Genomic DNA, 20973 nt, shown 5'->3' with positions numbered 1-20973 from the left:
GCTTGCTCCCACAGAGGGTTCGGTGAACATGTGGGAGCGGGCTTGCTCGCGAAGAGGCCCGCAGTGCCAACACAACTGCAGGATCAGCTCACGCAAATCGCTTCGCCACCCAATAACCGACAGCGCAAGCAACCGCCGTCGCCACTGTCCCCCACGCCCAATCCATCAAACTCACCTGCACCGACCAGTCGCGCAAGGTCGCCCAATTGGTCAGGTCATAAGTGCCGTACGCCACCAGCCCCAACAGCCCACCCAGCTTCGCCGCCCGCTGCCAGCTCAGCGCCGGCAACACGACAAACACCACGCAGCCAATAACGTACAGGCAATAAAAAACCGCTGCGGGCAACAGCAGCGGTTTATCCAGCATCAGCGAACCGAGCAGTTCGCGATAGGTCGGCGCCATCAGCAGCCCGAGCCAGATGCCGTCGAGCAGCAGAAACGTCAGCAGCGTTGCGACGTAAGCGATCAGCGGCTTTTTCATTTGCCTTCCCTCTATATGTAGGAGCCGCCAAAGGCTGCGATCTTTTGAGCTGTTTCATACAAGATCAAGATCAAAAGATCGCAGCCTTCGGCAGCTCCTACCATTGGCCTGCGGTGAGTCAGGTTAGTTCAATGCGATCGGCGTGAATGACGATCTTGCCTTCCTTGTACAGCGAGCCGATGGCTTTCTTGAAGTTGCCCTTGCTGACGCCGAACAGGCTGCTGATCAAGGCCGGGTCGCTCTTGTCACTGACCGCCAGGGTGCCGTCATTTTCGCGCAATTTGCCGAGAATCTTCGAACTCAGGCTGCTGGCCGCTTCCTGGCCAACCGGCTGCAGGCTCAGGCTGATCTTGCCGTCGGCGCGCACTTCCTTGATGAAGCCTTTCTCGCGCATGCCCGAACGCATGAACTTGAAGATCTCGTTTTTGTGGATCAGGCCCCAGTGCCTGTTATTGATGATCGCCTTGAAGCCCATGTCGGTGGCTTCGGCTACCAGCAGATCAACTTCCTGGCCCGGGCTGTAGGTGGCCGGGGTCTTGTCCAGGTAACGATCGAGACGCGCGGTGGCGGTGATGCGGCGCGTGTGTTTGTCGAGGTAGACGTGCACCACGCAGTATTCGCCAGCGGTCATCTGGCGCTTTTCTTCCGAGTACGGCAGCAACAGGTCTTTCGGCAGGCCCCAGTCGAGGAACACGCCGATGCTGTTGACTTCAACCACTTTCAGGCTGGCAAATTCGCCGACCTGAACTTTGGGTTTTTCCGTGGTGGCGAGAAGTTTGTCTTCGCTGTCCAGATAGATGAATACGTTGAGCCAGTCTTCATCTTCGCTGGGAATATCTTTGGGGATATAACGGTTGGGCAAAAGAATTTCGCCGTCGGCACCGCCGTCCAGATATAAACCGAAGTTAGTGTGTTTAACCACTTGCAAACTGTTGTAACGCCCGACTAATGCCATGTCCAAAACCCTCAATACGTGGGCGGCATTCTACCCGTTTTTGCCGCAGTAGTCGGGCGCCAGATCCTCATACCCGGCCAGCCTGCTTCAACGTGTTGATTTTGCTTGGTCATTGCTCGCCGAGGTGCCGCTCGTCAGTCCGCCCAAGCGGCTTGCGACTGCGCCCGATTGCCTCGTTGCGCGCACATGATCTTATTTAAAACAGCAGCTTAGCGGCATATTTAAAGTATCGAACCGGTAATAATGCAGCGCTGGGGTTGGTTATTCCGGGGGATATTTACCAAGCTATTGTCAAGTTATTCCTGTACGATGCCTGGCCGAGTTACTTTTCTAAAGGTTAATGGCCGCCATGCGTGTAAAAGCATCCACCAGCAAAGCAAAGCCAGCTCCAGCCGTTGAAACCAGCGAATCGATCAACGATCAGATCGCAGCATTCCTCAAGTCCGGCGGCGAGATCCAGCAAATTGCCAAAGGCGTCAGTGGCCAGACATTCGGCCCGTCCAAGCAAATCAGCCTGGGCAAGAAGTAATAACGGTTTCACCCCGTCCAGAGGCGCTTTGAGCTTCGAAGCGCCTGGACTGGCACCGCGCAATACCCCTTCTCTTTAAACAAAAATCCCCGAAAATCGACGAACGGCCATCAATGCCGAGCATTCGTCGGTATCCTTGCACGCGTCTAGATCAAGCGTTTCAGCAGGCCTTCGCCCTGCGCTCGCGGTTCATGGAGTGACGCATGCGCCCATTTCCCTGTTTATTGTTCGTCAGCCTGCTGTCAGGCACGACCGCGCACGCGCAGGTTTTTCAGGGTGAACTCGGCGACTTCGATCTCAAGCTTGGCACCACGCCCAGCCGCAGCATGGCCCAGGGACTGGTCAAGCCGGCGGCGGTCGGTTCGTTCCATGGCGGCCTCGACCTGAGCCACGACAGCGGCGTGTATTTCGGCCAGTACGCGCCGAGCATGGGCATCAGCCCGGGCAAGAACCTCGAGATCGATTCCTACGTCGGCTTCAAGCAGCCGTTCGATCAGGTGCTCGGCTATGAAGTCGGGATGATCCATTACAGCTATCCCCGGGTGGACACCCTCGACAGCCAGGAGCTGTTTGGTGGTCTGACCCTGCTCGGCAGTCGCTTCGGCATCGCCTTGAGCAACGATCCGGATAAACAGAACAACACCTTGTTTGCCGACCTCACTGGCAATCAGCCGTTCGGCATTGGCGTAAGCATGAAATACACCACGCACCAATTGAATACGCCAGTGGCGGTGGACGGCGGTTACATCAGCAGTTTCACTGATTGGTCAGTGAAACTGTCGCGGCCATTCATGGGCGTCGATCTTGATCTGATCTACAGCGACTCCAGCCTCAGCGGCAGTGATTGCTCGGCCTATTCCGGGCACAACAGTGAGTGCGACGGCCTCGTCACACTCAAAGCCGTACGTACGTTCTATTGATCGGCTGAACTGCCGCGCGCATCCTGCATCACATAAGAATCAGATTTCCGACGCCAGGCTCTCGCAAGGATTTGCCCATGTCTCGCTGGTTCAAACAGATTGCCGCCCTGCTCATCTTTACCCTCGCCCTCGGCGCTTGCAGCCGCGTGGGCCTGGCCTACCGCAACCTCGACGTAATCATCCCGTGGTCGCTAAGCGATTACGTGGACATGAACGGCGAGCAGAAAGACTGGTTCAACGAAAGGCTCAGAGAACACCTGAGCTGGCACTGCACCACGCAGTTACCGGGTTACCTCGACTGGCTGGACCGATTGCAGGCCATGGTCGAAAGCAATCAGGTCAGCGACGCCGCCCTGCAGGAGCGCACCGCCGAAGCCAAGCAGGCCATTGCCGAAACCGCCCGCGAAATCACCCCATCGGCGATCGAGCTATTGCAAGGACTGGACGATAAACAGGTCGCGGAAATGAACGATGCGTTTGCCAAGGATTTGCGCAAACGCCAGCAGGAATACGTGAAGCCCCCGCTGGCCCAGCAGATCAAGGAGCGCGGCGAGCGCATGGAAAAACGCTTGAACGATTGGCTAGGCCCGCTCAGCGACACGCAGAAGCAACGCGTCGTAGCCTGGACCAACGACTTGGGCGACCAGAACACTCAATGGATCGCCAACCGCGCGCACTGGCAGCAACAGTTCAGCGCTGCCGTTGCGCAACGCCAAAGCGCGGAATTCCCACAACGCATCGAGACGCTTCTGGTCAACCGCGAGCGGTTGTGGACAGCGGATTACCGCAAGGCCTACGCCAACACCGAAGCCCAGGCACGCTCGCTGTTCGTTGACCTGATGGCTGAAAGCACGCCGCAACAGCGTGAGCGTTTGTTGAAGAAAATCGAGGGAGTGCGCAAGGACTTCAATGACCTGAAGTGCCTGAAGGCCGCGCAGAAACCTTGAAATCACTGGACTCCAATGTGGGAGCGAGCCTGCTCGCGAAAGCGGTGTATCAGACAGTTCAATGTCACCGACAGACCGTATTCGCGAGCAGGCTCGCTCCCACAGGGCGGAATTCGCTGATTCAGGCGATTTGAGCCTTTGAAGCGACTTCATCAAACGTCGCTTCATCCAGCGCATCTTCCTGCTCATCCAGCACCTGACGCGGATGATCGTTGCCGGGAATGCTGCTGTCGATCAGGCTCAACAGGCTCGAACCCCGTGGCGTCAGGATGAAATTATTGCCGGTGCTGCCTTCATGATCCGGACGCGGTTCGATGAATCCGCGTTCCAGCAGAAGTTTTTCATAATCACAGGCCAGGGTTTTCAGGTGATCGAGATTATCGATCGGCTCGCCGGCGCTGGCTTTCTCGGCCGCATGATCTTCGGCATAGGCGCGGGGGGCGAAGCTGTGGCCAGCGCTGTTCTGCACTTCATGCAGCAAACGTTCAATCAAATCCCAGTTATAAGTCGTCATCCTGATCCAACCTCCGGTGCGGGTGATTTTGTGCCGCGTTCAAGGTTGTGACCGAAGCGCTGCGCAGCCGTTCAGCAGTATTTCAGGCCCTGACCGACCGGCGGCTGTCGATTACCTCGCACGATGAACGACTAGTCTGAAACAGCCGGTTCAACCCGCAGGAGACATCGTCATGAACGTTGCACACCATCCGGTGGTATCACGCGAAGAATGGCTCGCCGCCCGCGAGCAGCATCTGGCCCACGAAAAGGCCTTCACCCGTGAACGCGATCGCCTTAGCGCCGAGCGCCGCGCCCTGCCGTGGATGAAAGTCGACAAGGACTATCATTTTCAAGGCCCGAACGGCGAGCTCAAGCTCAACGACCTGTTTGGCAACAACAGCCAGTTGATCATCTACCATTTCATGTTTGCCAAAGGCTGGGAGGAAGGCTGCCGGGGCTGCTCGTTCCTCAGCGATCACATCGACGGCGCCAACCAGCACCTGGCCCATCACGATGTTGCGGTCGTCGCCGTTTCCCACGCGCCGTTGCGCGAGTTTCAGGCATTCAAACAACGCATGGGCTGGAAATTCGACTGGGTCTCGTCAGAAGGTTGCGATTTCAATTACGACTTCGGCGTCTGCGCCCGGGCTGAGGACGTCGCGGCGGGAAAGGCTACCTACAACTACGAAAAAACCGACAGCGCCGAGGAAGAAATGCCGGGGCTGAGCGTGTTTTATCGCAACGCGGATGGCGACATATTCCACACTTACTCGACTTATGCCCGGGGCCTGGACATGCTGGTTGGCGCTTACCACTATCTGGATCTGACGCCCAAGGGCAGGAATGAAGACGAGATCATGGAATGGGTGCGACATCATGATCGGTATGACGGTGCGCCGAAGTCGGGCTGCTGCCATGCCGATTGAGCGCAACCCTGGCCCCACAGTTTCTGAACTTTTGCCACGCTTCAGCCCTCAACCGGTTAACCCGCCTTAACCGGAACTGAGGCCTGCCCATGAAAACCCTGATCAAGCTGTCTCTCGCCGCCACCCTCGCCTGCGCCCTGCCCGTCTGGGCTTGCACGCCGGAAGAGGCGACGATCAAACGCGAACAACTGGCCAAGGAAGTCTCGAAGCTCACCGAGCAGAATCCGGAAAAGGCCAAGGAGATCAACGCCGAGTTGCAGAAAATGGATCTGGGCACGGCTAGCGCGGATCTGCCTGACAAGTGCCAGTTGATCGACCAGCGTTTGAAGGAACTGGGGTCGGCGGAGAAAAAAGCCGACAGTTGAGGACGAAAAAAAACCGGACAGTGTCCGGTTTTTTTATGCGCGGTCTATAGCTTACTCAGCCGCAGGCTCGGCCGGCTTGCGGCGCTTGAGCGGGGCCATGCCGTCGCTGCTCACCAGAGAATCCGGCTTTGGACGGTTGACGCTCTTGCGCTTGGTCGGCGTCTTGGCGGCGGTTTTCTTTTTGTCGCCCTTGGCGTCGGTCTTTTTCTTCTTCACGCCCACGGCTTTACCCGAGGCCTTGACCTTTTTCGGCCCGCCGTAGGTGCCTTTTACTTCCTTGATCGTGCGGCGTTCGAAGCTTTGCTTCAGGTAGCGTTCGATGCTCGACATCAGATTCCAGTCGCCGTGGCAGATCAGCGAGATCGCCAGACCATCGTTACCGGCACGGCCGGTACGACCGATGCGGTGCACATACTCGTCGCCGCTGCGTGGCATGTCGAAGTTGATCACCAGATCCAGACCGTCGACGTCCAGACCACGGGCCGCAACGTCGGTCGCGACGAGAATTTTCACACCGCCCTGCTTCAGACGATCGATCGCCAGTTTGCGATCCTTCTGGTCTTTCTCGCCGTGCAGCACGAACGCTTTGTATTCCTGAGCCACGAGGCGGCCGTAGATGCGGTCGGCCATGGCGCGGGTGTTGGTGAAAACGATGGCCTTCTGGTAGGTCTCGTTGGCCAGCAGCCAGTTCACAATCTGCTCTTTGTGCTGATTGTGGTCGGCGGTGATGATTTGCTGGCGGGTGGTCGAGTTCAGTTGGCTGACCGCGTTGAGCTGCAAATGCTCTGGGTTGTTCAGGACCTTGGCGATCATCTCGCGCAGGCCGGAACCGCCGGTGGTGGCGGAGAACAGCATGGTCTGCTGACGGTTCGGGCACTCATCGACCAGACGCTGCACGTCCTCGGCGAAACCCATGTCGAGCATGCGGTCGGCTTCGTCGAGCACCAGCACTTCGACTTCTTTCAAGTCGAGGTTGCCGGCGTTGAGCTGCTCGATCATCCGCCCCGGGGTGCCGATGAGGATGTCCGGCACTTTGCGCAGCATTGCGGCCTGGACTTTAAAGTCTTCGCCGCCAGTGATCAGGCCTGACTTGATGAAAGTGAACTGCGAGAAGCGTTCGACTTCCTTCAACGTCTGCTGGGCCAGTTCACGGGTTGGCAGCAGGATCAGCGTCTTGATGCTGACCCGGATCTTCGCCGGGCCGATCAGGCGATTGAGGATCGGCAGGACGAAAGCGGCGGTTTTGCCGCTACCGGTTTGCGCCGTCACCCGCAGATCACGCCCCTGGAGCGCCAGCGGGATGGCCGCGGCTTGCACTGGCGTTGGCTCGACAAATTTCAGCTCGGCCACGGCTTTGAGCAGGCGTTCGTGCAGGGCGAATTGGGAAAACACGGGTGCTACCTCGAAGATATGCAAAAAAACAGCTGTATAGGTTACCGGTTTCGAGCGCTCAGGCCGAGTTTCTTTGTGCAAACGGCGACAATCAGTGGTTTTTTTGTTGCCCGATTTGTCACTCGCTGCAATACACAGCGTCTTAAATGCTCTAATCGGCCCTCGCGTCTTACAGAAGAAATGTTTCGCTTATGGATATCAAACAGCTCTGGCTCAAAGCCCAAGGCCTCTGGGGCACGCTCGAAGAGCACCCACTTCTGCAATCGGGACTGGCGCTGCTGGTACTGCTGGTCATCGCGCTGGTGCTCGGACGGGTGGCGCGTTACCTGATCCTGCACGCCAGCCGCATGCTCGGCCGCCAGCCGGCGCTGCACTGGATCAACGACTTTCGCCACAACAAGGTGTTTCAACGGCTGGCGCAGATGACGCCGTCGCTGGTCATCCAGTTCGGCCTGCACCTGGTGCCGGAGCTGAGCAAAACCGCGATGAATTTCCTCGGCAACGTCGCGCTGGCGTTCACCATCCTGTTTCTGCTGCTGGCGGTCAGCGCCCTGCTCAATGCCTTGCTCGACATCTACGCACGCACCGAGCATGCGCGCACCCGCTCGATCAAAGGCTACGTGCAGCTGACGAAAATGGTCTTGTACGTGTTCGGCGCGATCATCATCGTCGCCACCCTGATCGACCGCTCGCCGCTGTTGCTGCTGTCGGGTCTGGGTGCGATGTCGGCGGTGATCCTCTTGGTCTACAAGGACACGCTGCTGTCGTTCGTCGCCAGCGTACAGTTGACCAGCAACGACATGCTGCGGGTCGGCGACTGGATAGAGATGCCGCAAGTCGGCGCCGATGGCGACGTGGTCGACATCACGCTGCACACGGTCAAGGTGCAGAACTTTGATAAAACCATCGTCTCGATTCCGACCTGGCGGCTGATGTCCGAGTCGTTCAAGAACTGGCGCGGCATGCAGCAATCGGGCGGACGGCGAATCAAACGCAGCCTGTTCATCGATGCCAGCGGCGTGCGTTTCATCCGCGACGACGAGGAAGAAAAGCTCTCGCAGGTGCACCTGCTGACCGACTACATGGGCCGCAAGAAAGCCGAGCTCAAGGCCTGGAACGAGGCGCAAGGCAACGTCGCGGCCATGTCGGCCAACCGCCGCCGCATGACCAACATCGGCACCTTTCGCGCCTACGCACTGGCGTATCTGAAGAGTCACCCGGAGATTCAGCCGAACATGACCTGCATGGTCCGGCAGATGCAGACGACTGCGCAGGGCATTCCGCTGGAAATCTACTGTTTCACCCGCACCACGGTGTGGGCCGATTACGAGCGGATTCAGGGGGATATTTTCGATTACCTGCTGGCGGTGTTGCCGGAGTTTGGCTTGAGTCTGTATCAACAGCCGAGTGGCGGGGATTTGCGCGCCGGGTTGCTGCCGGCGGTGTTGGGCTCGGCGAGTATTCCGGAGCCGGAAAAACACCTTATGTAACCCCGCAGAATCACAAATGTGGGAGCGGGCTGGCTCGCGAAAGCGGGGTGTCAGTTATAGATGATCTGATTGACCTGACGCCTTCGTGAGCAAGCCCACTCCCACAGTTTCTGTTGCGCGCCCAAAAATTCCTGAACACCCAAAAACCCAGTGGCTTGCCCCAAAAATCTGAACATCCAAAAACCTAGTGGCTTGCCCCAAAATTCTGAACACCCAAAAACCCAGTGGCTTGCCCCAAAAATCTGAACACCCATAAAACCAATGTGGGAGCGGGCTTGCTCGCGAAGGCGGAGTGTCAGGTATTGAAGGGCCGACTGTCCTGACGCCTTGGTGGGCAAGCCCACTCCCACAGGTTCTGTTGCTCGCCCCAAAATTCCTGAACATCCAAAAACCTAGTGGCTTGCCCCAAAATTCTGAACAGCCATAAAACCAATGTGGGAGCGGGCTTGCTCGCGAAGGCGGAGTGTCAGGTATCGAAGGGCCGACTGTCCCGCCGCCTTCGTGAGCAAGCCCACTCCCACAGGTTCTGTGGTTCGCCCAAAAATTCCTGAACACCCGCAAGCCCGCACCCACAAGGGGATTTGTCAGTCAGACGTTATGCGGTGGCTGCGGCTTTGCGGATACCCAACCGGCTGATCCACACAGCCGCCAGGATCACCCCCCCGCCAAGGAACAACCGCCCCAGTTCCTCATGCTGATTCCAGATCAGCAGATTCAACAGCAACCCCACCGGCACGTGCAGGTTATTCATCACCGCCAGCGTGCCGCCATTGACCATGCACGCGCCTTTGTTCCACCAGTACAGGCCCAACGCCGTCGAAACCAGTCCAAGGAACAGCAACACCGCCCATTGCAGAGGCGCTTCCGGCAGAAAATTCGACTTGCCGAACAGCAGAAACGCCGGCAACACCACCGCCAGTGCGCCCAGGTAGAAATAACCGAAGCGCCGGTAATGCGGCAGATCGCTCGGATGCTTGGCTACCAGATGTTTGTACAGAACTTGCCCGGCGGCGTAGGTGAAGTTGGCCAGTTGCAGCAGCAGGAAGCCCATGAAGAAGTCTGGACTGATGCTGTCGAAACGAATCACCGCCGCACCGCCGACTGCCACCAGCGCGGCAATCAGAGCCCATGGGTTGAATCGGCGGTTCAGCGCATCCTCGATCAAGGTCACATGCAGCGGCGTGAGAATGGTGAACAGCAACACCTCCGGCACCGTCAGCACGCGGAAGCTCAGGTACAGGCAGACGTAAGTCACACCAAACTGCAGCGCACCGATCAGCAACATGCCACGCATGAACGCCGGCTCCACCGAACGCCAGCGCGTCAACGGAATGAACACCAATCCGGCCAGCACTACACGCACCAGCACCGCAAAGTAACTGTCGACATGCCCGGCCAGGTATTCGCCGATCAGACTGAAGGAAAACGCCTGGATCAGCGTCACAAAAAGTAGATAGCCCATGCTCGCCTCGAAAATCGAATGGCGGCGACGATAGCGGTTTTTTCCCTCACCGCGAAGGCCGGCATGACAAAACTTCCTGTGGGAGCGGGCTTGCTCGCGAAGGCTACGTGTCAGACGGCGGATACTTTTCTGACACACCGCCTTCGCGAGCAAGCCCGCTCCCACAAAGAGTTTTGCGGCGTTCAAAAAATACAGACAAAAAAAGCCCGATCTCGCTAAAGCGTTCAATCGGGCTACAGCACTCAGGAGCAAAAGTGCAAAGGGAGGTTCGATGCGCGTGGAACCTTGAAGGGGTTGCGCCAGGTCACTAGACCATCCAGCGATTATCTGGCGATTAACCGATCAAGCGACCTGAGACAATTTGGCGTTGGCCTGATTCAGGCCCTTCTCCTGGAAGTCACCGCCAAGGTTCATGCCCTCGGCATGGATGAAGGTCACGTCGTTGATGCCGATGAAACCCATCAATTGCCGCAGGTACGGTTCCTGGTGATCCGCAGGGCCACCGGCATACACACCACCGCGAGCGGTCAGGACAAAGGCGCGCTTGCCGTTGAGCAGACCTTGCGGACCGGTTTCGGTGTACTTGAAGGTCACCCCGGCGCGCAGCACATGATCGAGCCAAGCCTTGAGCGTGCTCGGGATCGCAAAGTTGTACATCGGTGCAGCCATCACCAGCACGTCGGCGGCGAGCAGTTCATCAGTCAATTGGTTGGAACGATCCAGCGACGCCTGTTCGCTGTCGTTGCGCTGTTCGGCGGGCTTCATCCAGCCACCGAGCAAGTTGGCGTCCAGATGCGGCACCGGGTTCGCAGCGAGGTCACGCACAGTGATCTGATCGGCAGGGTGCGCGGCTTTCCACTGAGCAATGAAGGTCTGGGTCAGCTGACGGGAAACCGAGTCTTGCTGGCGGGCACTGCTTTCGATGATCAGAACGCGGGACATGGTGTGTAGCCTCCATCCGAGAATGTTGTAAGTCGATGGAGTGAAGGTTAAACAGAGTCGAATCGATGAAAAAGCGCAAATATCCGCTGTAATCCATCGATAAATTCGTTTATAAGCTAAACCACATATCCCCTGTGGGAGCGAGCCTGCTCGCGAAAGCGGAATGTCAGTCACATCATCTCTGGATGACACTCAGTCTTCGCGAGCAGGCTCGCTCCCACAATGGAACCCAAGGTGTTCAGAGGACCGAGCTTATTTCGGGGTGCAGGTCAGTTTGATGCGCAGCTTGATGATTTCGCGGGTGAACTTGGCCGTGGCGTTTTTAAGCTTGCCGGCCGGGACATCGATGCTGCGCGTGCGCGGTGCTTCCGGGCCGTTGCTGAATACCGCACGGCAGGTCGCATCGACATCACCGTAATTGGCCACGCGGATCGAGCCGATGTCGTTGTCGGTATCGAACGTCTCGAAGTCGATCTTCATGCCGTTGAGATCCTTTTGCACATCGATCGGATAGGCAAACGCGGTCAACGGCAGCAGCGCCAGCACCACACAACAGAATTTTTTCATTCGGCAGTCTCCATGAGGGACGGCCAGCTTAGGACAAGAGGAGCTATTGATGAAAGCGCCCCGCGTGACCCTTGATCAATGGCGAACGTTGCAGGCCGTGGTCGACCACGGCGGATTCGCCCAGGCCGCCGAGGCCCTGCACCGTTCGCAATCGTCGGTAAGCTACACCGTCGCCCGCATGCAGGATCAGCTCGGTGTGCCGTTGCTGCGCATCGACGGGCGCAAAGCCGTGCTCACCGAGGCCGGCGGCGTATTGCTGCGCCGTTCGCGGCAATTGGTCAAACAGGCCAGCCAACTCGAAGACCTGGCCCATCACATGGAACAAGGCTGGGAAGCCGAAGTGCGGCTGGTGGTCGATGCGGCCTACCCGAGCGCGCGGATCGTCCGCGCCCTGACCGCATTCATGCCGCAGAGTCGCGGCTGCCGCGTGCGTCTGCGCGAGGAAGTGTTGTCGGGGGTCGAGGAAGTGCTGCTCGAAGGCGTGGCGGACTTGGCAATCACCGGCCTGAGCATTCCCGGCTACCTGGGTGCGGAGTTGAGCGATGTCGAGTTCGTCGCCGTTGCCCATCCTGATCACCCGCTGCATCGGCTCAACCGCGAGCTGAGCTTTCAGGATCTGGAAACCCAGATGCAAGTGGTGATCCGCGACTCCGGCCGCCAGCAGCCACGCGATGTCGGCTGGCTCGGCGCCGAACAGCGCTGGACCGTCGGCAGCCTCGCCACCGCCGCGACTTTTGTCAGCAGCGGCCTGGGTTTTGCCTGGCTGCCGCGGCACATGATCGACCGGGAACTCAAGGATGGTTCGCTCAAGCTGCTACCGTTGGATCGGGGCGGCAGTCGCAATTCGAGCTTCTATCTGTATTCGAACAAGGACAAACCCCTGGGCCCGGCCACACAAATCCTCATCGAGCTGTTGCGCACCTTCGACACCTTGCCGCTGGACGCACCGTTCGCCGCCCCCGAACAAGCCTGACACGGAGTTCACCGATGGCGTATTTCGAGCACGAAGGTTGCAACCTGCACTACGAGGAATATGGCCACGGTGCGCCGTTGCTGCTGGTCCACGGGCTCGGCTCGAGCACACTGGACTGGGAAATGCAGATCCCCGCGCTGGCCGCGCACTATCGGGTGATCGTCCCGGACATTCGCGGCCACGGGCGCTCGGACAAACCCCGCGAGCGCTACAGCATCGCCGCATTCAGCGCCGACCTGCTGGCCTTGATCGAACACCTGAGCCTCGGTCCGGTGCACTACGTCGGGCTGTCGATGGGCGGGATGATCGGCTTTCAGCTGGCCGTCGATCAGCCGCAAGCGCTCAGGAGCCTGACGATCGTCAACAGCGCACCACAGGTCAAATTGCGCACACGCGACGACTACTGGCAGTGGTTCAAACGCTGGAGCCTGATGCGCCTGCTCAGCCTGGAAACCATCGGCAAAGCCCTCGGCAGCAAACTTTTTCCCAAGCCGGAACAGGCCGATCTGCGACGGAAAATGGCCGAACGCTGGGCAAAAAACGACAAACGTGCTTATCTCGCCAGCTTCGATGCGATTGTCGGCTGGGGCGTTCAGGAACGACTTTCCCGGGTGTCCTGTCCAACGCTCGTCATCAGCGCCGACCGTGACTACACACCGGTGGCGTTAAAGGAAACCTATGTAAAACTGCTACCGGATGCGCGGCTGGTGGTCATCGACGATTCGCGCCATGCCACCCCGCTCGATCAACCCGAACGCTTCAATCAAACGCTGCTGGATTTTCTCGCCACAGCCGACCTTCACTCTCAGGATCACTGACCCATGCTGAAAAAACTCGCCCTCGCCGCCGGCTCCGTACTGTTTGCCGCCAACCTGATGGCTGCCACCCCGGCCAAGGCGCCCCACGTGCTGCTGGACACCACCAACGGCCAGATCGAAATCGAACTGGACCCGGTCAAGGCGCCGATCAGCACGAAGAACTTCCTTGAATACGTCGACAGCGGCTTCTACAACAACACCATTTTCCACCGCGTGATCCCGGGCTTCATGGCTCAGGGCGGCGGCTTCACCCAGCAGATGCAACAAAAAGAAACCAAGGCGCCGATCAAGAACGAAGCCAGCAATGGCCTGCACAACGTTCGTGGCACCCTGTCGATGGCGCGCACTTCCAACCCTGATTCGGCCACCAGTCAGTTCTTCATCAACGTTGCCGACAACGCCTTCCTCGATCCGGGCCGTGACGCCGGTTACGCGGTGTTCGCCAAAGTGGTCAAGGGCATGGATGTCGTGGACGTCATCGTCAACTCGCCGACCATCACCAAACAAGGCATGCAAAACGTGCCTTCCGACCCTGTGATCATCAAGTCGGCCAAGCGCATCGACTGAGTTTCGCCGGGCATATCGAGCGGCGCCGCGCTGAGCCTGCGCCGCTCGCACTGATAAAAGGAGAGCCCGTATCCCGGGCGGTTATCTGATGCTCTATCGCCGTTTCGAACAACTGATCGATATCTTCCGCGACGCCCCGACGGCGTCCCCTCCAGACCGCGTCTGGCCCTTCTATATCTATTACCTGAAGCAGGTCTGGCCGAGTTTCGCCGCCCTGCTCGTCATCGGCTTGTTTGCGTCCCTGATCGAAGTGGCGCTGTTCAGTTACCTGAGCCGCATCATCGATCTGGCGCAGGGCACACCCAACCCGAATTTCTTCAGCGACCACGCCCTTGAATTGACCTGGATGCTGGTGGTCGCCCTGGTGCTGCGACCGATCTTCTTCGCCCTGCACGACTTGCTGGTGCACCAGACATTGAGCCCCGGCATGACCAGCATGATCCGCTGGCAGAACCACAGCTACGTGCTCAAGCAAAGCCTGAACTTCTTCCAGAACGACTTCGCCGGGCGCATCGCCCAGCGCATCATGCAGACCGGCAACTCGCTGCGTGACTCTGCCGTGCAAGCAGTCGATGCGCTGTGGCACGTGGTGATCTATGCGATCAGTTCGCTGGTGCTGTTCGCCGAAGCCGACTGGCGCCTGATGATCCCGCTGCTGACCTGGATCGTCGCTTACATCGGCGCGCTGTATTACTTCGTGCCGCGCGTGAAAGAGCGCTCGGTGGAAGCCTCCGACGCGCGCTCGAAACTGATGGGACGCATCGTCGATGGCTACACCAACATCGCCACGCTGAAACTGTTTGCCCACACCAATTTCGAACAGCACTACGCCAAGGAAGCGATCGAAGAACAGACCGTCAAAGCGCAAATGGCCGGTCGTGTGGTGACCAGCATGGACGTGGCGATCACCACCATGAACGGCCTGTTGATCGTCGGTACCACCGCGCTGGCGCTGTGGTTGTGGACGCAGTCGCTGATCACCGTCGGCGCGATTGCCCTGGCCACCGGCCTGGTGATCCGCATCGTCAACATGTCCGGCTGGATCATGTGGGTGGTCACCGGGATCTTCGAAAACATCGGCATGGTTCAGGACGGTCTGCGGACGATTTCGCAACCGGTCAGCGTCACCGATCACGAGCAGGCCAAACCCCTGCAAGTGGCCCGTGGCGAAGTACGTTTCGAGCACGTGGATTTTCACTACGGCAAGAAGCGCGGGATCATCGGCGACCTCAACCTGCACATCAAACCGGGGGAAAAAATCGGTTTGATCGGCCCGTCCGGCGCCGGCAAATCAACCTTGGTCAACCTGTTGCTGCGCCTGTACGACGTCGAGGGCGGGCGCATCCTGATCGATGGGCAGAACATCGCCGAAGTCGGCCAGGAAAGCCTGCGCGCGCGGATCGGCATGATCACTCAGGACACCTCGCTGCTGCACCGCTCGATCCGCGACAACTTGCTTTACGGCAAGCCCGACGCCAGCGACGCCGAACTGTGGGAGGCGGTGCACAAGGCTCGCGCCGATGAGTTCATTCCGCTGCTGTCCGACGCTGAAGGCCGCACCGGCTTCGATGCGCATGTCGGTGAGCGCGGGGTGAAACTGTCGGGTGGTCAGCGCCAGCGCATCGCGATCGCGCGGGTGCTGCTCAAGGACGCGCCGATCCTGATCATGGACGAAGCCACCTCGGCGCTGGATTCGGAAGTCGAAGCAGCGATTCAGGAAAGCCTCGAGACCCTGATGCAGGGCAAAACCGTGATCGCCATCGCCCACCGTCTCTCGACCATCGCGCGCATGGACCGTCTGGTGGTGCTGGAAAACGGCAAGATCGCCGAGAGCGGCACCCACGCCGAACTGCTCGCCCATCGCGGCCTGTATGCGCGCTTGTGGGCGCACCAGACCGGAGGATTTGTTGGCATCGATTGATGCCTGGCGGTCCAGTGAACAACCTGTGGGAGCGAGCCTGCTCGCGAATGCGGTGGATCAGCGACAAATTCGTCTCTGACCCGACGCTTTCGCGAGCAGGCTCGCTCCCACAGGGGATCTGGAACTAGGTTTGGCGATAGGGCAACGCCGTTCTCGCCTCTTCGGCATACGCCAGAACCCCGGCGCGTTCCTGCTGGAGGAAATCCTTGACCGCCGCTTTCAAACCCGGATGCCGCAGGTAGTGCCAGGAATGGGTGATCACCGGTTCAAACCCGCGAATCAACTTGTGCTCGCCCTGCGCCCCGGCATCGAAACGCTGGATGCCATGGGCGATCGCGTAATCCATACCCTGATAAAAACACGTCTCGAAATGCAGCCGATCAAACTCGGCCAGGCAGCCCCAATAACGTCCATAAAAGCTGTCGGCACCGACCAGACTGAACGCCATTGCCACCGGCCGTGAGCCCTGTTTGGCCAGGACCACGCGAATCATTTCGGGCATGCGTTCAGCCAGCAGACTGAAGAACTCGCGCGTCAGGTACGGCGCCTGACGCCGCACCGCGTAGGTGTTGGCATAGCAGGCGTAAACAAAATCCCACTGTGCTTCGTCCAGCTCACGCCCCTCCAGCCACTCGAACTCAAAACCCTGCCCCGCCACCTGCTCACGTTCCTTGCGCATCTGCTTGCGCTTGCGTGAGCTGAGGGCGTCGAGGAAGTCCTGAAAGTCGCGGTACTCACGGTTCTGCCAGTGATATTGACAGCCGATACGCTGCAGCCAGCCCGGCTGCTCGGCCATCGCCGCATCGGTAAACGGATCAGTGAAATTGATGTGCGCGCTGGACAGCTCTTCGATCTGCAAATAGCCCGGAAGGCTTTTCAGCAACTCGAAACCGTCCTGCACTTTTGCCGCCAGCAAGCGCGGGCCGCTGACCGGACTGAAGGGCACGGCGGTCAACAGTTTGGGGTAGTAATCGATGCCGGCACGCGCGCAGGCATCGGCCCAGCCGTGATCGAAGACGTACTCGCCGTACGAATGCCACTTGCGATAACTGGGCAGCGCGGCGATCAGTCGATCACCTTCGATATGCAGTAAATGTTCGGGCTGCCAGCCTGAATGCGGGCCAACACTGCCACTGTCTTCCAGCGCACTGAGAAAGGCGTGGCGCAGAAACGGCTGGTTGTCCGGCACCAGCGCATCCCAAGTGGCCGGGGCGATTTCTGACAGGTCTTGCAGGCGTTGCAACGGCATTCACTGGCACTCCACAGCTTGGCGACAAAGCCCGGCGAGTATCGCTGATCGCGACCCCGTTGCACACGTTCAATCGGCCGACAGCGCTCTAGGTCGATAGTTCACGCCTGTTACGTATCGTCATCAACCTGCCATCACTGTGCCACCGCTCTGTCATAAACCATCGCGATACTGGCGCCTGTTTTTAGAGCGCCGGGTTCTAACCCGGACACAGTTTTCCGGCCTTCAGCCGGTTGTGCCCAGGATGGTTCAGCCATCCCCTTCATCTTCGGAGATTGCTATGCGTCTTGCTTCCACGAAAACTGCAGCGGCCCTGTGCGGCGGCTTGTTGCTGGCCATGAGCGTTCCGGCCAGTGCTGCAGTCGACGCCAAACTGCTCGACATGCTCAAGGCCAACGGGTCGATTTCCCAGGCGCAGTACATCGAGCTGCAAACAGAACTGGCCAAGGATCAGAAGGCTCAGCAAATCGCCCAACAGGCGCAGCAGGAAACCAACGAACAAGTAGCGGCGGTCGCCAAGAAGACCAACGAACAGAGCCTGTTTGACCAGAAACTGGCGTGGGCGGCCAAGACCCAGTTCAAGGGCGACGTACGTATCCGTCAGGAAACCATCAAGATCGACGGCGAGCCGAACAATGGCGGTCGCGACAAGGACCGCCAGCGCATCCGTGCGCGTCTGGGCGCCTACACCGAGATCAACCCGCAAGTCGACACAGGCATCCGTATCGCCACCGGCGGCGGCGACGACGCGCGCTCGACCAATCAGGATCAGGACAACTACTTCGACAAGAAGCAAATCTGGCTCGACCTCGGCTACATCGACTACCACCCGGATCAGATCAAGAACCTGCACGTGATCGGCGGCAAGATGCTGCAACCGTGGGTGAGCATGGGTGACGTGATCTGGGACAGCGACATCAACCCGGAAGGTCTGGCCGTTACCTACAAATACCCACTGGGCGGCAGCGCCGAGCTGTTCGGCAGCCTGGGTAACTACAACCTCAAGGACAACGTTGACGGCGACGGCGTGCAATTCCGTCACGACCTGCGCCTGACCGCTGGCCAGCTGGGCAGCCGTTTCAACATCACTGACAACCTGAAGATGACCGTCGGCGGCAGCGTCTACGCCTACCAGAACGACGATGACAGCCGCTGCACCGGCACCTCGACGCCGTGCGCGCTGGCAGTCAACGGCAACTCGGCCGACAACGAATTCCGTCTGTATGAAGGGTTCAGCCAGATCGACATCGGCGGCCTGCCAATGCCGCTGTCGTTCTACGGTCAGTACGTGAAGAACAACGATGCCGTGACCGATCAGGACACCGCATGGTTGCTCGGCGCGAAGTCGAAAGTCTTCGGCTTCAACCTCGACTACAACTATCGCGACGTGCAGCGCAATGCCGTGGTCGGCGCGTTCACCGACTCCGACTTCGCCAACGGCACCACCGGTTCGCGCGGGCACAAGTTCAAGGTCGGTTACGACATCGACAAGAACTTCGCCGTCGGCGCCACGTACTTCCTGACCAAGGCCGACTTCGCCAGCCGCAGCCAACGCGATGCAGATGCCAACACCCTGCAGCTGGATGCTGAAGCGAAGTTCTAAGAAAACAGCTGCAAGCTGCAAGCCAAGAGTTGCGAGTGAATGCCTTTACTTGCAGCTTGAGGCTTGAAGCTTGAAGCTGCCCCTGTAGGAGCTGCCGAAGGCTGCGATCTTTTGATCTTGATCCTGAAAACAAGATCAAAAGATCGCAGCCTCGTTTCACTCGACAGCTCCTACGGTGAATTATCTTTTCGTCGTTGCTCGGCCAAGCGTTCAGCCAGCGCATCGACATTCTCGTCCGGTTGTTCCGGCAGCGCCTTGAGTGTCGCCTGCATCACGCGCATCTGTCGCATGAAGCGTCGGCAGTTGGGGCAGAACAACAGGTGATGACGCACCATCAGCGTCTCGCGAAAGCTCAGTTGGCCGTCGAGATAATCGCTGGATCGTGCCACTTGCTCCTTGCAGGTCAACATTCTCCTGTCTCCTCAAAATGTTCCACGGTCGCAAAGACCTTCAAGCGTGCCCTGTGCAGCAGCACGCGGACATTGGAGAGCGAAATCTCCAGAAGATTACAGATCTCTTCCAGCTCCAGGCCCTGGCGTTCGCGCAACAGCAACACACTGCTCTGCAACTCGGAAAGACTCAGCAACGTATGTTCGAGACATTCGCGCAGTTCGTTTTCGGTGAGCAGCGCTTCGGGGGTGTCCTGATGCCAGGCGAATGGCGCGACCAGCCAATGACCATCGCTGGATGAGAATCGATCGTCATCGATGGTGCCGTGGGGCGATGGCAGGTCATCGAGCAAAACTTCCCGACGATTGAGTTTGTAGCGACTTTTGGCCGAGTTGGCGGTAATGGTCAGCAACCAGGTCTTGAGGCTGGAGCGGCCTTCGAAGCTGGCCAGATGGCGGACCACCGACAGCCAGGCATCCTGCACCACTTCTTCGACATGACGCTGGCCGACAATCGCATAAGCCACAGCGCGCATGGCGCTCTGATACGTGGTGACCAATTCCTTGAAAGCCTTTTGCTCCCCCGCCAGCAGGCGCGTGAGCAGTTGGGTGTCGTCAGCCGCCATCCATCAATCCCCTTGTCCGGACTTCGAAAATGAACGCGGCAGGTGTTCACCTGCCGCGACGTCCGAAAAATTACAGCGTTTCACTCGCTTCGAATGTAGGAAAGATCGACGCGATTAAGGGGAAATTAACCTGTTTTAGCGTTTGCGCAGCAACACGCTACCAATCGAGTAACCGGCGCCGAACGAACTGAGCACCGCCAGCGAACCCGAGGCCAGATCATCCTGGTATTTGTGGAAGGCGATGACCGAACCGGCCGAGCTGGTGTTGGCGTAGCTGTCGAGAATCACCGGCGCTTCTTCTTCGGTGGCTTCACGGCCGAGCAGCTTGCGCACGATCAGGTGGTTCATGCTCAGGTTGGCCTGATGCAGCCAGAAGCGCTTCACGTCGCCAACGTTGAGCTGGTTCTCTTCAAGATGCTCGCCAATCAGTTCGGCGACCATCGGGCAGACATCCTTGAACACCTTGCGGCCTTCCTGCACGAACAGCTTGTCGCGGGCGCCGATGCCCTCTTCTGCCGCACGGTTGAGGAAGCCGAAGTTGTTGCGGATGTTGTTGGAGAACTTGGTCAGCAGTTTGGTGCTGACCACGTCGAACTGGTACTCGGAGGTCGCCAGATCCGCGCGTTCGATGATCACCGCAGTCGCGGCATCACCGAATATGAAGTGGCTGTCGCGATCACGGAAGTTCAGGTGCCCGGTGCAGACTTCCGGGTTGACCATCAGGATCGCCCGCGCCTGGCCCAGTTGCACGCTATTGGCGGCGGCCTGAATGCCGAAGGTGGCGGAAGAACACGCCACGTTCATGTCGAAACCGAAACCTTCGATGCCCAGCGCTTCCTGGACTTCGATGGCGATGGCCGGGTAGGCACGTTGCAGATTGGAACAGGCAACGATCACACCGTCGATGTCGGCTGCGGTTTTGCCGGCTCGCTGCAGGGCTTGTTCGGCAGCGCCAACGGCCATTTGGCAGAGCACCGACCATTCATCGTTGGAACGCTCGGGCAGGCGCGGGGCCATGCGTTGCGGATCGAGGATGCCGTCCTTGTCCATGACAAAACGGCTCTTGATGCCCGAGGCTTTTTCGATAAACGCAGCGCTGGATTCTGTCAGGGCCTGGACTTCACCGCCGGCAATGGCCTCGGCGTTATCGGCGTTGAACTGGGCGACGTAGGTATTGAAAGACTGCACCAGCTCTTCGTTGGAGATGCTGTTGGCCGGTGTGTACAGGCCGGTGCCGCTGATGACGACGTTATGCATGGTCGTTTCTCTAATCTGTTCAGGCAGAAAGTGCTGGAACCGTCGTACCAACACGCAAAGGGTCTATTCCCATCCGGGGGACGCAAACCTGGCATCGTT

At 58.9% G+C, this 20973-nt stretch carries 22 protein-coding genes; 11 read left to right on the top strand and 11 right to left on the bottom strand.

Translation table 11 applies throughout. The features are described 5' to 3' along the window. Positions 1–88 precede the first annotated feature (88 nt). Together AC4IHP_RS04200 and AC4IHP_RS04195 are read right to left on the bottom strand one after the other, a co-directional pair. Positions 89–481 carry a DUF2177 family protein gene (locus tag AC4IHP_RS04200; protein ID WP_490830946.1) on the bottom strand — a complete coding sequence of 131 codons (393 nt, stop codon included), beginning with the start codon at positions 479–481 and terminating at the stop codon, positions 89–91. Positions 482–599: 118 nt separating this feature from the next. Continuing rightward, positions 600–1436 (bottom strand): CvfB family protein, encoded by an 837-nt coding sequence (locus AC4IHP_RS04195; RefSeq protein ID WP_490830945.1) that lies wholly within the window; start codon positions 1434–1436, stop codon positions 600–602. A gap of 340 nt (positions 1437–1776) precedes the next feature. Here AC4IHP_RS04195 and AC4IHP_RS04190 point away from each other — a divergent pair, with 340 nt between their 5' ends. The 3 genes from AC4IHP_RS04190 (at position 1777) to AC4IHP_RS04180 (ending at position 3832) form a co-directional block, all read left to right on the top strand. Further along, the gene (locus AC4IHP_RS04190) at positions 1777–1965 is read left to right on the top strand and encodes a PFL_1563 family small protein (protein WP_016985943.1); all 189 of its coding nucleotides are present in this window, start codon (positions 1777–1779) and stop codon (positions 1963–1965) included. Between the two features lie 203 nt (positions 1966–2168). Beyond that, positions 2169–2885, top strand: a complete 717-nt coding sequence (locus tag AC4IHP_RS04185; RefSeq protein ID WP_490830944.1) for a TorF family putative porin — start codon at positions 2169–2171, stop codon at positions 2883–2885. A 77-nt stretch (positions 2886–2962) separates the two neighbouring features. Continuing rightward, positions 2963–3832: a DUF6279 family lipoprotein gene (locus AC4IHP_RS04180; protein WP_490830943.1), complete on the top strand. Its 870-nt coding sequence runs from the start codon at positions 2963–2965 to the stop codon at positions 3830–3832. A 121-nt stretch (positions 3833–3953) separates the two neighbouring features. On the opposite strand, the gene AC4IHP_RS04175 is transcribed toward AC4IHP_RS04180, so the two are convergent. After that, positions 3954–4346 (bottom strand): transcriptional regulator, encoded by a 393-nt coding sequence (locus AC4IHP_RS04175; RefSeq protein ID WP_490830942.1) that lies wholly within the window; start codon positions 4344–4346, stop codon positions 3954–3956. Positions 4347–4518: 172 nt separating this feature from the next. On the opposite strand from AC4IHP_RS04175, the gene AC4IHP_RS04170 reads away from it, so the two are divergent. Beyond that, positions 4519–5253, top strand: a complete 735-nt coding sequence (locus AC4IHP_RS04170) for a DUF899 domain-containing protein (protein WP_490830941.1) — start codon at positions 4519–4521, stop codon at positions 5251–5253. Positions 5254–5342: 89 nt separating this feature from the next. Next, positions 5343–5618, top strand: coding sequence for a hypothetical protein (locus AC4IHP_RS04165; RefSeq protein ID WP_039761007.1), 276 nt, complete (start codon positions 5343–5345; stop codon positions 5616–5618). Between the two features lie 51 nt (positions 5619–5669). On the opposite strand, the gene AC4IHP_RS04160 is transcribed toward AC4IHP_RS04165, so the two are convergent. Beyond that, positions 5670–7010, bottom strand: a complete 1341-nt coding sequence (locus AC4IHP_RS04160; RefSeq protein ID WP_024012040.1) for a DEAD/DEAH box helicase — start codon at positions 7008–7010, stop codon at positions 5670–5672. Positions 7011–7201: 191 nt separating this feature from the next. On the opposite strand from AC4IHP_RS04160, the gene AC4IHP_RS04155 reads away from it, so the two are divergent. Further along, the gene (locus AC4IHP_RS04155; protein ID WP_460125068.1) at positions 7202–8500 is read left to right on the top strand and encodes a mechanosensitive ion channel family protein; all 1299 of its coding nucleotides are present in this window, start codon (positions 7202–7204) and stop codon (positions 8498–8500) included. 595 nt (positions 8501–9095) lie between these two features. Here the strand turns inward: AC4IHP_RS04155 and AC4IHP_RS04150 are convergent. The 3 genes from AC4IHP_RS04150 to AC4IHP_RS04140 form a co-directional block, all read right to left on the bottom strand. After that, positions 9096–9962 (bottom strand): carboxylate/amino acid/amine transporter, encoded by an 867-nt coding sequence (locus tag AC4IHP_RS04150; RefSeq protein ID WP_490830940.1) that lies wholly within the window; start codon positions 9960–9962, stop codon positions 9096–9098. A 342-nt stretch (positions 9963–10304) separates the two neighbouring features. Continuing rightward, positions 10305–10904 carry an FMN-dependent NADH-azoreductase gene (locus AC4IHP_RS04145; RefSeq protein WP_490830939.1) on the bottom strand — a complete coding sequence of 200 codons (600 nt, stop codon included), beginning with the start codon at positions 10902–10904 and terminating at the stop codon, positions 10305–10307. 252 nt (positions 10905–11156) lie between these two features. Next, positions 11157–11471, bottom strand: coding sequence for a 3-phosphoglycerate kinase (locus AC4IHP_RS04140; protein ID WP_490830938.1), 315 nt, complete (start codon positions 11469–11471; stop codon positions 11157–11159). 49 nt (positions 11472–11520) lie between these two features. Here AC4IHP_RS04140 and AC4IHP_RS04135 point away from each other — a divergent pair, with 49 nt between their 5' ends. From AC4IHP_RS04135 to AC4IHP_RS04120, 4 genes are all read left to right on the top strand, one after another. Next, positions 11521–12444: a PA3225 family LysR-type transcriptional regulator gene (locus AC4IHP_RS04135; RefSeq protein ID WP_016771199.1), complete on the top strand. Its 924-nt coding sequence runs from the start codon at positions 11521–11523 to the stop codon at positions 12442–12444. A gap of 14 nt (positions 12445–12458) precedes the next feature. Next, a complete protein-coding gene (locus tag AC4IHP_RS04130; RefSeq protein WP_490830937.1) occupies positions 12459–13262 on the top strand; it encodes an alpha/beta fold hydrolase in 804 nt (267 codons plus the stop codon). A gap of 3 nt (positions 13263–13265) precedes the next feature. After that, on the top strand, positions 13266–13829 hold the full coding sequence (locus tag AC4IHP_RS04125; protein WP_401200871.1) for a peptidylprolyl isomerase: 564 nt from the start codon (positions 13266–13268) through the stop codon (positions 13827–13829). Positions 13830–13917: 88 nt separating this feature from the next. Beyond that, entirely contained in the window at positions 13918–15750 is a 1833-nt protein-coding gene (locus AC4IHP_RS04120) for an ABC transporter ATP-binding protein (protein WP_460125054.1), read from the top strand. 124 nt (positions 15751–15874) lie between these two features. Here AC4IHP_RS04120 and AC4IHP_RS04115 read toward each other — a convergent pair whose 3' ends face one another. Continuing rightward, on the bottom strand, positions 15875–16999 hold the full coding sequence (locus AC4IHP_RS04115; RefSeq protein WP_490830936.1) for a GNAT family N-acetyltransferase: 1125 nt from the start codon (positions 16997–16999) through the stop codon (positions 15875–15877). A gap of 280 nt (positions 17000–17279) precedes the next feature. On the opposite strand from AC4IHP_RS04115, the gene AC4IHP_RS04110 reads away from it, so the two are divergent. Continuing rightward, positions 17280–18602 (top strand): putative porin, encoded by a 1323-nt coding sequence (locus tag AC4IHP_RS04110; protein WP_016771204.1) that lies wholly within the window; start codon positions 17280–17282, stop codon positions 18600–18602. Positions 18603–18772: 170 nt separating this feature from the next. On the opposite strand, the gene AC4IHP_RS04105 is transcribed toward AC4IHP_RS04110, so the two are convergent. The 3 genes from AC4IHP_RS04105 to AC4IHP_RS04095 form a co-directional block, all read right to left on the bottom strand. Next, entirely contained in the window at positions 18773–19012 is a 240-nt protein-coding gene (locus tag AC4IHP_RS04105; protein WP_490830935.1) for an anti-sigma factor family protein, read from the bottom strand. Then, positions 19006–19617, bottom strand: coding sequence for a sigma-70 family RNA polymerase sigma factor (locus AC4IHP_RS04100; RefSeq protein WP_122611695.1), 612 nt, complete (start codon positions 19615–19617; stop codon positions 19006–19008). Before AC4IHP_RS04100 ends, AC4IHP_RS04105 begins: the two co-directional genes overlap by 7 nt. Positions 19618–19752: 135 nt before the next feature. Further along, positions 19753–20874 (bottom strand): beta-ketoacyl-ACP synthase III, encoded by a 1122-nt coding sequence (locus AC4IHP_RS04095; protein ID WP_490830934.1) that lies wholly within the window; start codon positions 20872–20874, stop codon positions 19753–19755. Positions 20875–20973: the final 99 nt, after the last annotated feature.

The organism is Pseudomonas sp. UF-293, assembly GCF_058245595.1.
Note: the sequence above shows the minus strand (reverse complement) of the source record. Positions and strands in the feature narration are given on the sequence as shown.

What these genes read in the sequence shown, in the direction of transcription:
- AC4IHP_RS04095 (WP_490830934.1), bottom strand. Translation starts at nt 20,874, where the DNA reads ATGCATAACGTCGTCATCAGCGGCACCGGCCTGTACACACCGGCCAAC.
- AC4IHP_RS04145 (WP_490830939.1), bottom strand. Translation starts at nt 10,904, where the DNA reads ATGTCCCGCGTTCTGATCATCGAAAGCAGTGCCCGCCAGCAAGACTCG.
- AC4IHP_RS04110 (WP_016771204.1), top strand. Translation starts at nt 17,280, where the DNA reads ATGCGTCTTGCTTCCACGAAAACTGCAGCGGCCCTGTGCGGCGGCTTG.
- AC4IHP_RS04165 (WP_039761007.1), top strand. Translation starts at nt 5,343, where the DNA reads ATGAAAACCCTGATCAAGCTGTCTCTCGCCGCCACCCTCGCCTGCGCC.
- AC4IHP_RS04135 (WP_016771199.1), top strand. Translation starts at nt 11,521, where the DNA reads ATGAAAGCGCCCCGCGTGACCCTTGATCAATGGCGAACGTTGCAGGCC.
- AC4IHP_RS04150 (WP_490830940.1), bottom strand. Translation starts at nt 9,962, where the DNA reads ATGGGCTATCTACTTTTTGTGACGCTGATCCAGGCGTTTTCCTTCAGT.
- AC4IHP_RS04105 (WP_490830935.1), bottom strand. Translation starts at nt 19,012, where the DNA reads ATGTTGACCTGCAAGGAGCAAGTGGCACGATCCAGCGATTATCTCGAC.
- AC4IHP_RS04100 (WP_122611695.1), bottom strand. Translation starts at nt 19,617, where the DNA reads ATGGCGGCTGACGACACCCAACTGCTCACGCGCCTGCTGGCGGGGGAG.
- AC4IHP_RS04125 (WP_401200871.1), top strand. Translation starts at nt 13,266, where the DNA reads ATGCTGAAAAAACTCGCCCTCGCCGCCGGCTCCGTACTGTTTGCCGCC.
- AC4IHP_RS04115 (WP_490830936.1), bottom strand. Translation starts at nt 16,999, where the DNA reads ATGCCGTTGCAACGCCTGCAAGACCTGTCAGAAATCGCCCCGGCCACT.
- AC4IHP_RS04195 (WP_490830945.1), bottom strand. Translation starts at nt 1,436, where the DNA reads ATGGCATTAGTCGGGCGTTACAACAGTTTGCAAGTGGTTAAACACACT.
- AC4IHP_RS04155 (WP_460125068.1), top strand. Translation starts at nt 7,202, where the DNA reads ATGGATATCAAACAGCTCTGGCTCAAAGCCCAAGGCCTCTGGGGCACG.
- AC4IHP_RS04180 (WP_490830943.1), top strand. Translation starts at nt 2,963, where the DNA reads ATGTCTCGCTGGTTCAAACAGATTGCCGCCCTGCTCATCTTTACCCTC.
- AC4IHP_RS04130 (WP_490830937.1), top strand. Translation starts at nt 12,459, where the DNA reads ATGGCGTATTTCGAGCACGAAGGTTGCAACCTGCACTACGAGGAATAT.
- AC4IHP_RS04120 (WP_460125054.1), top strand. Translation starts at nt 13,918, where the DNA reads ATGCTCTATCGCCGTTTCGAACAACTGATCGATATCTTCCGCGACGCC.
- AC4IHP_RS04200 (WP_490830946.1), bottom strand. Translation starts at nt 481, where the DNA reads ATGAAAAAGCCGCTGATCGCTTACGTCGCAACGCTGCTGACGTTTCTG.
- AC4IHP_RS04190 (WP_016985943.1), top strand. Translation starts at nt 1,777, where the DNA reads ATGGCCGCCATGCGTGTAAAAGCATCCACCAGCAAAGCAAAGCCAGCT.
- AC4IHP_RS04185 (WP_490830944.1), top strand. Translation starts at nt 2,169, where the DNA reads ATGCGCCCATTTCCCTGTTTATTGTTCGTCAGCCTGCTGTCAGGCACG.
- AC4IHP_RS04175 (WP_490830942.1), bottom strand. Translation starts at nt 4,346, where the DNA reads ATGACGACTTATAACTGGGATTTGATTGAACGTTTGCTGCATGAAGTG.
- AC4IHP_RS04140 (WP_490830938.1), bottom strand. Translation starts at nt 11,471, where the DNA reads ATGAAAAAATTCTGTTGTGTGGTGCTGGCGCTGCTGCCGTTGACCGCG.
- AC4IHP_RS04170 (WP_490830941.1), top strand. Translation starts at nt 4,519, where the DNA reads ATGAACGTTGCACACCATCCGGTGGTATCACGCGAAGAATGGCTCGCC.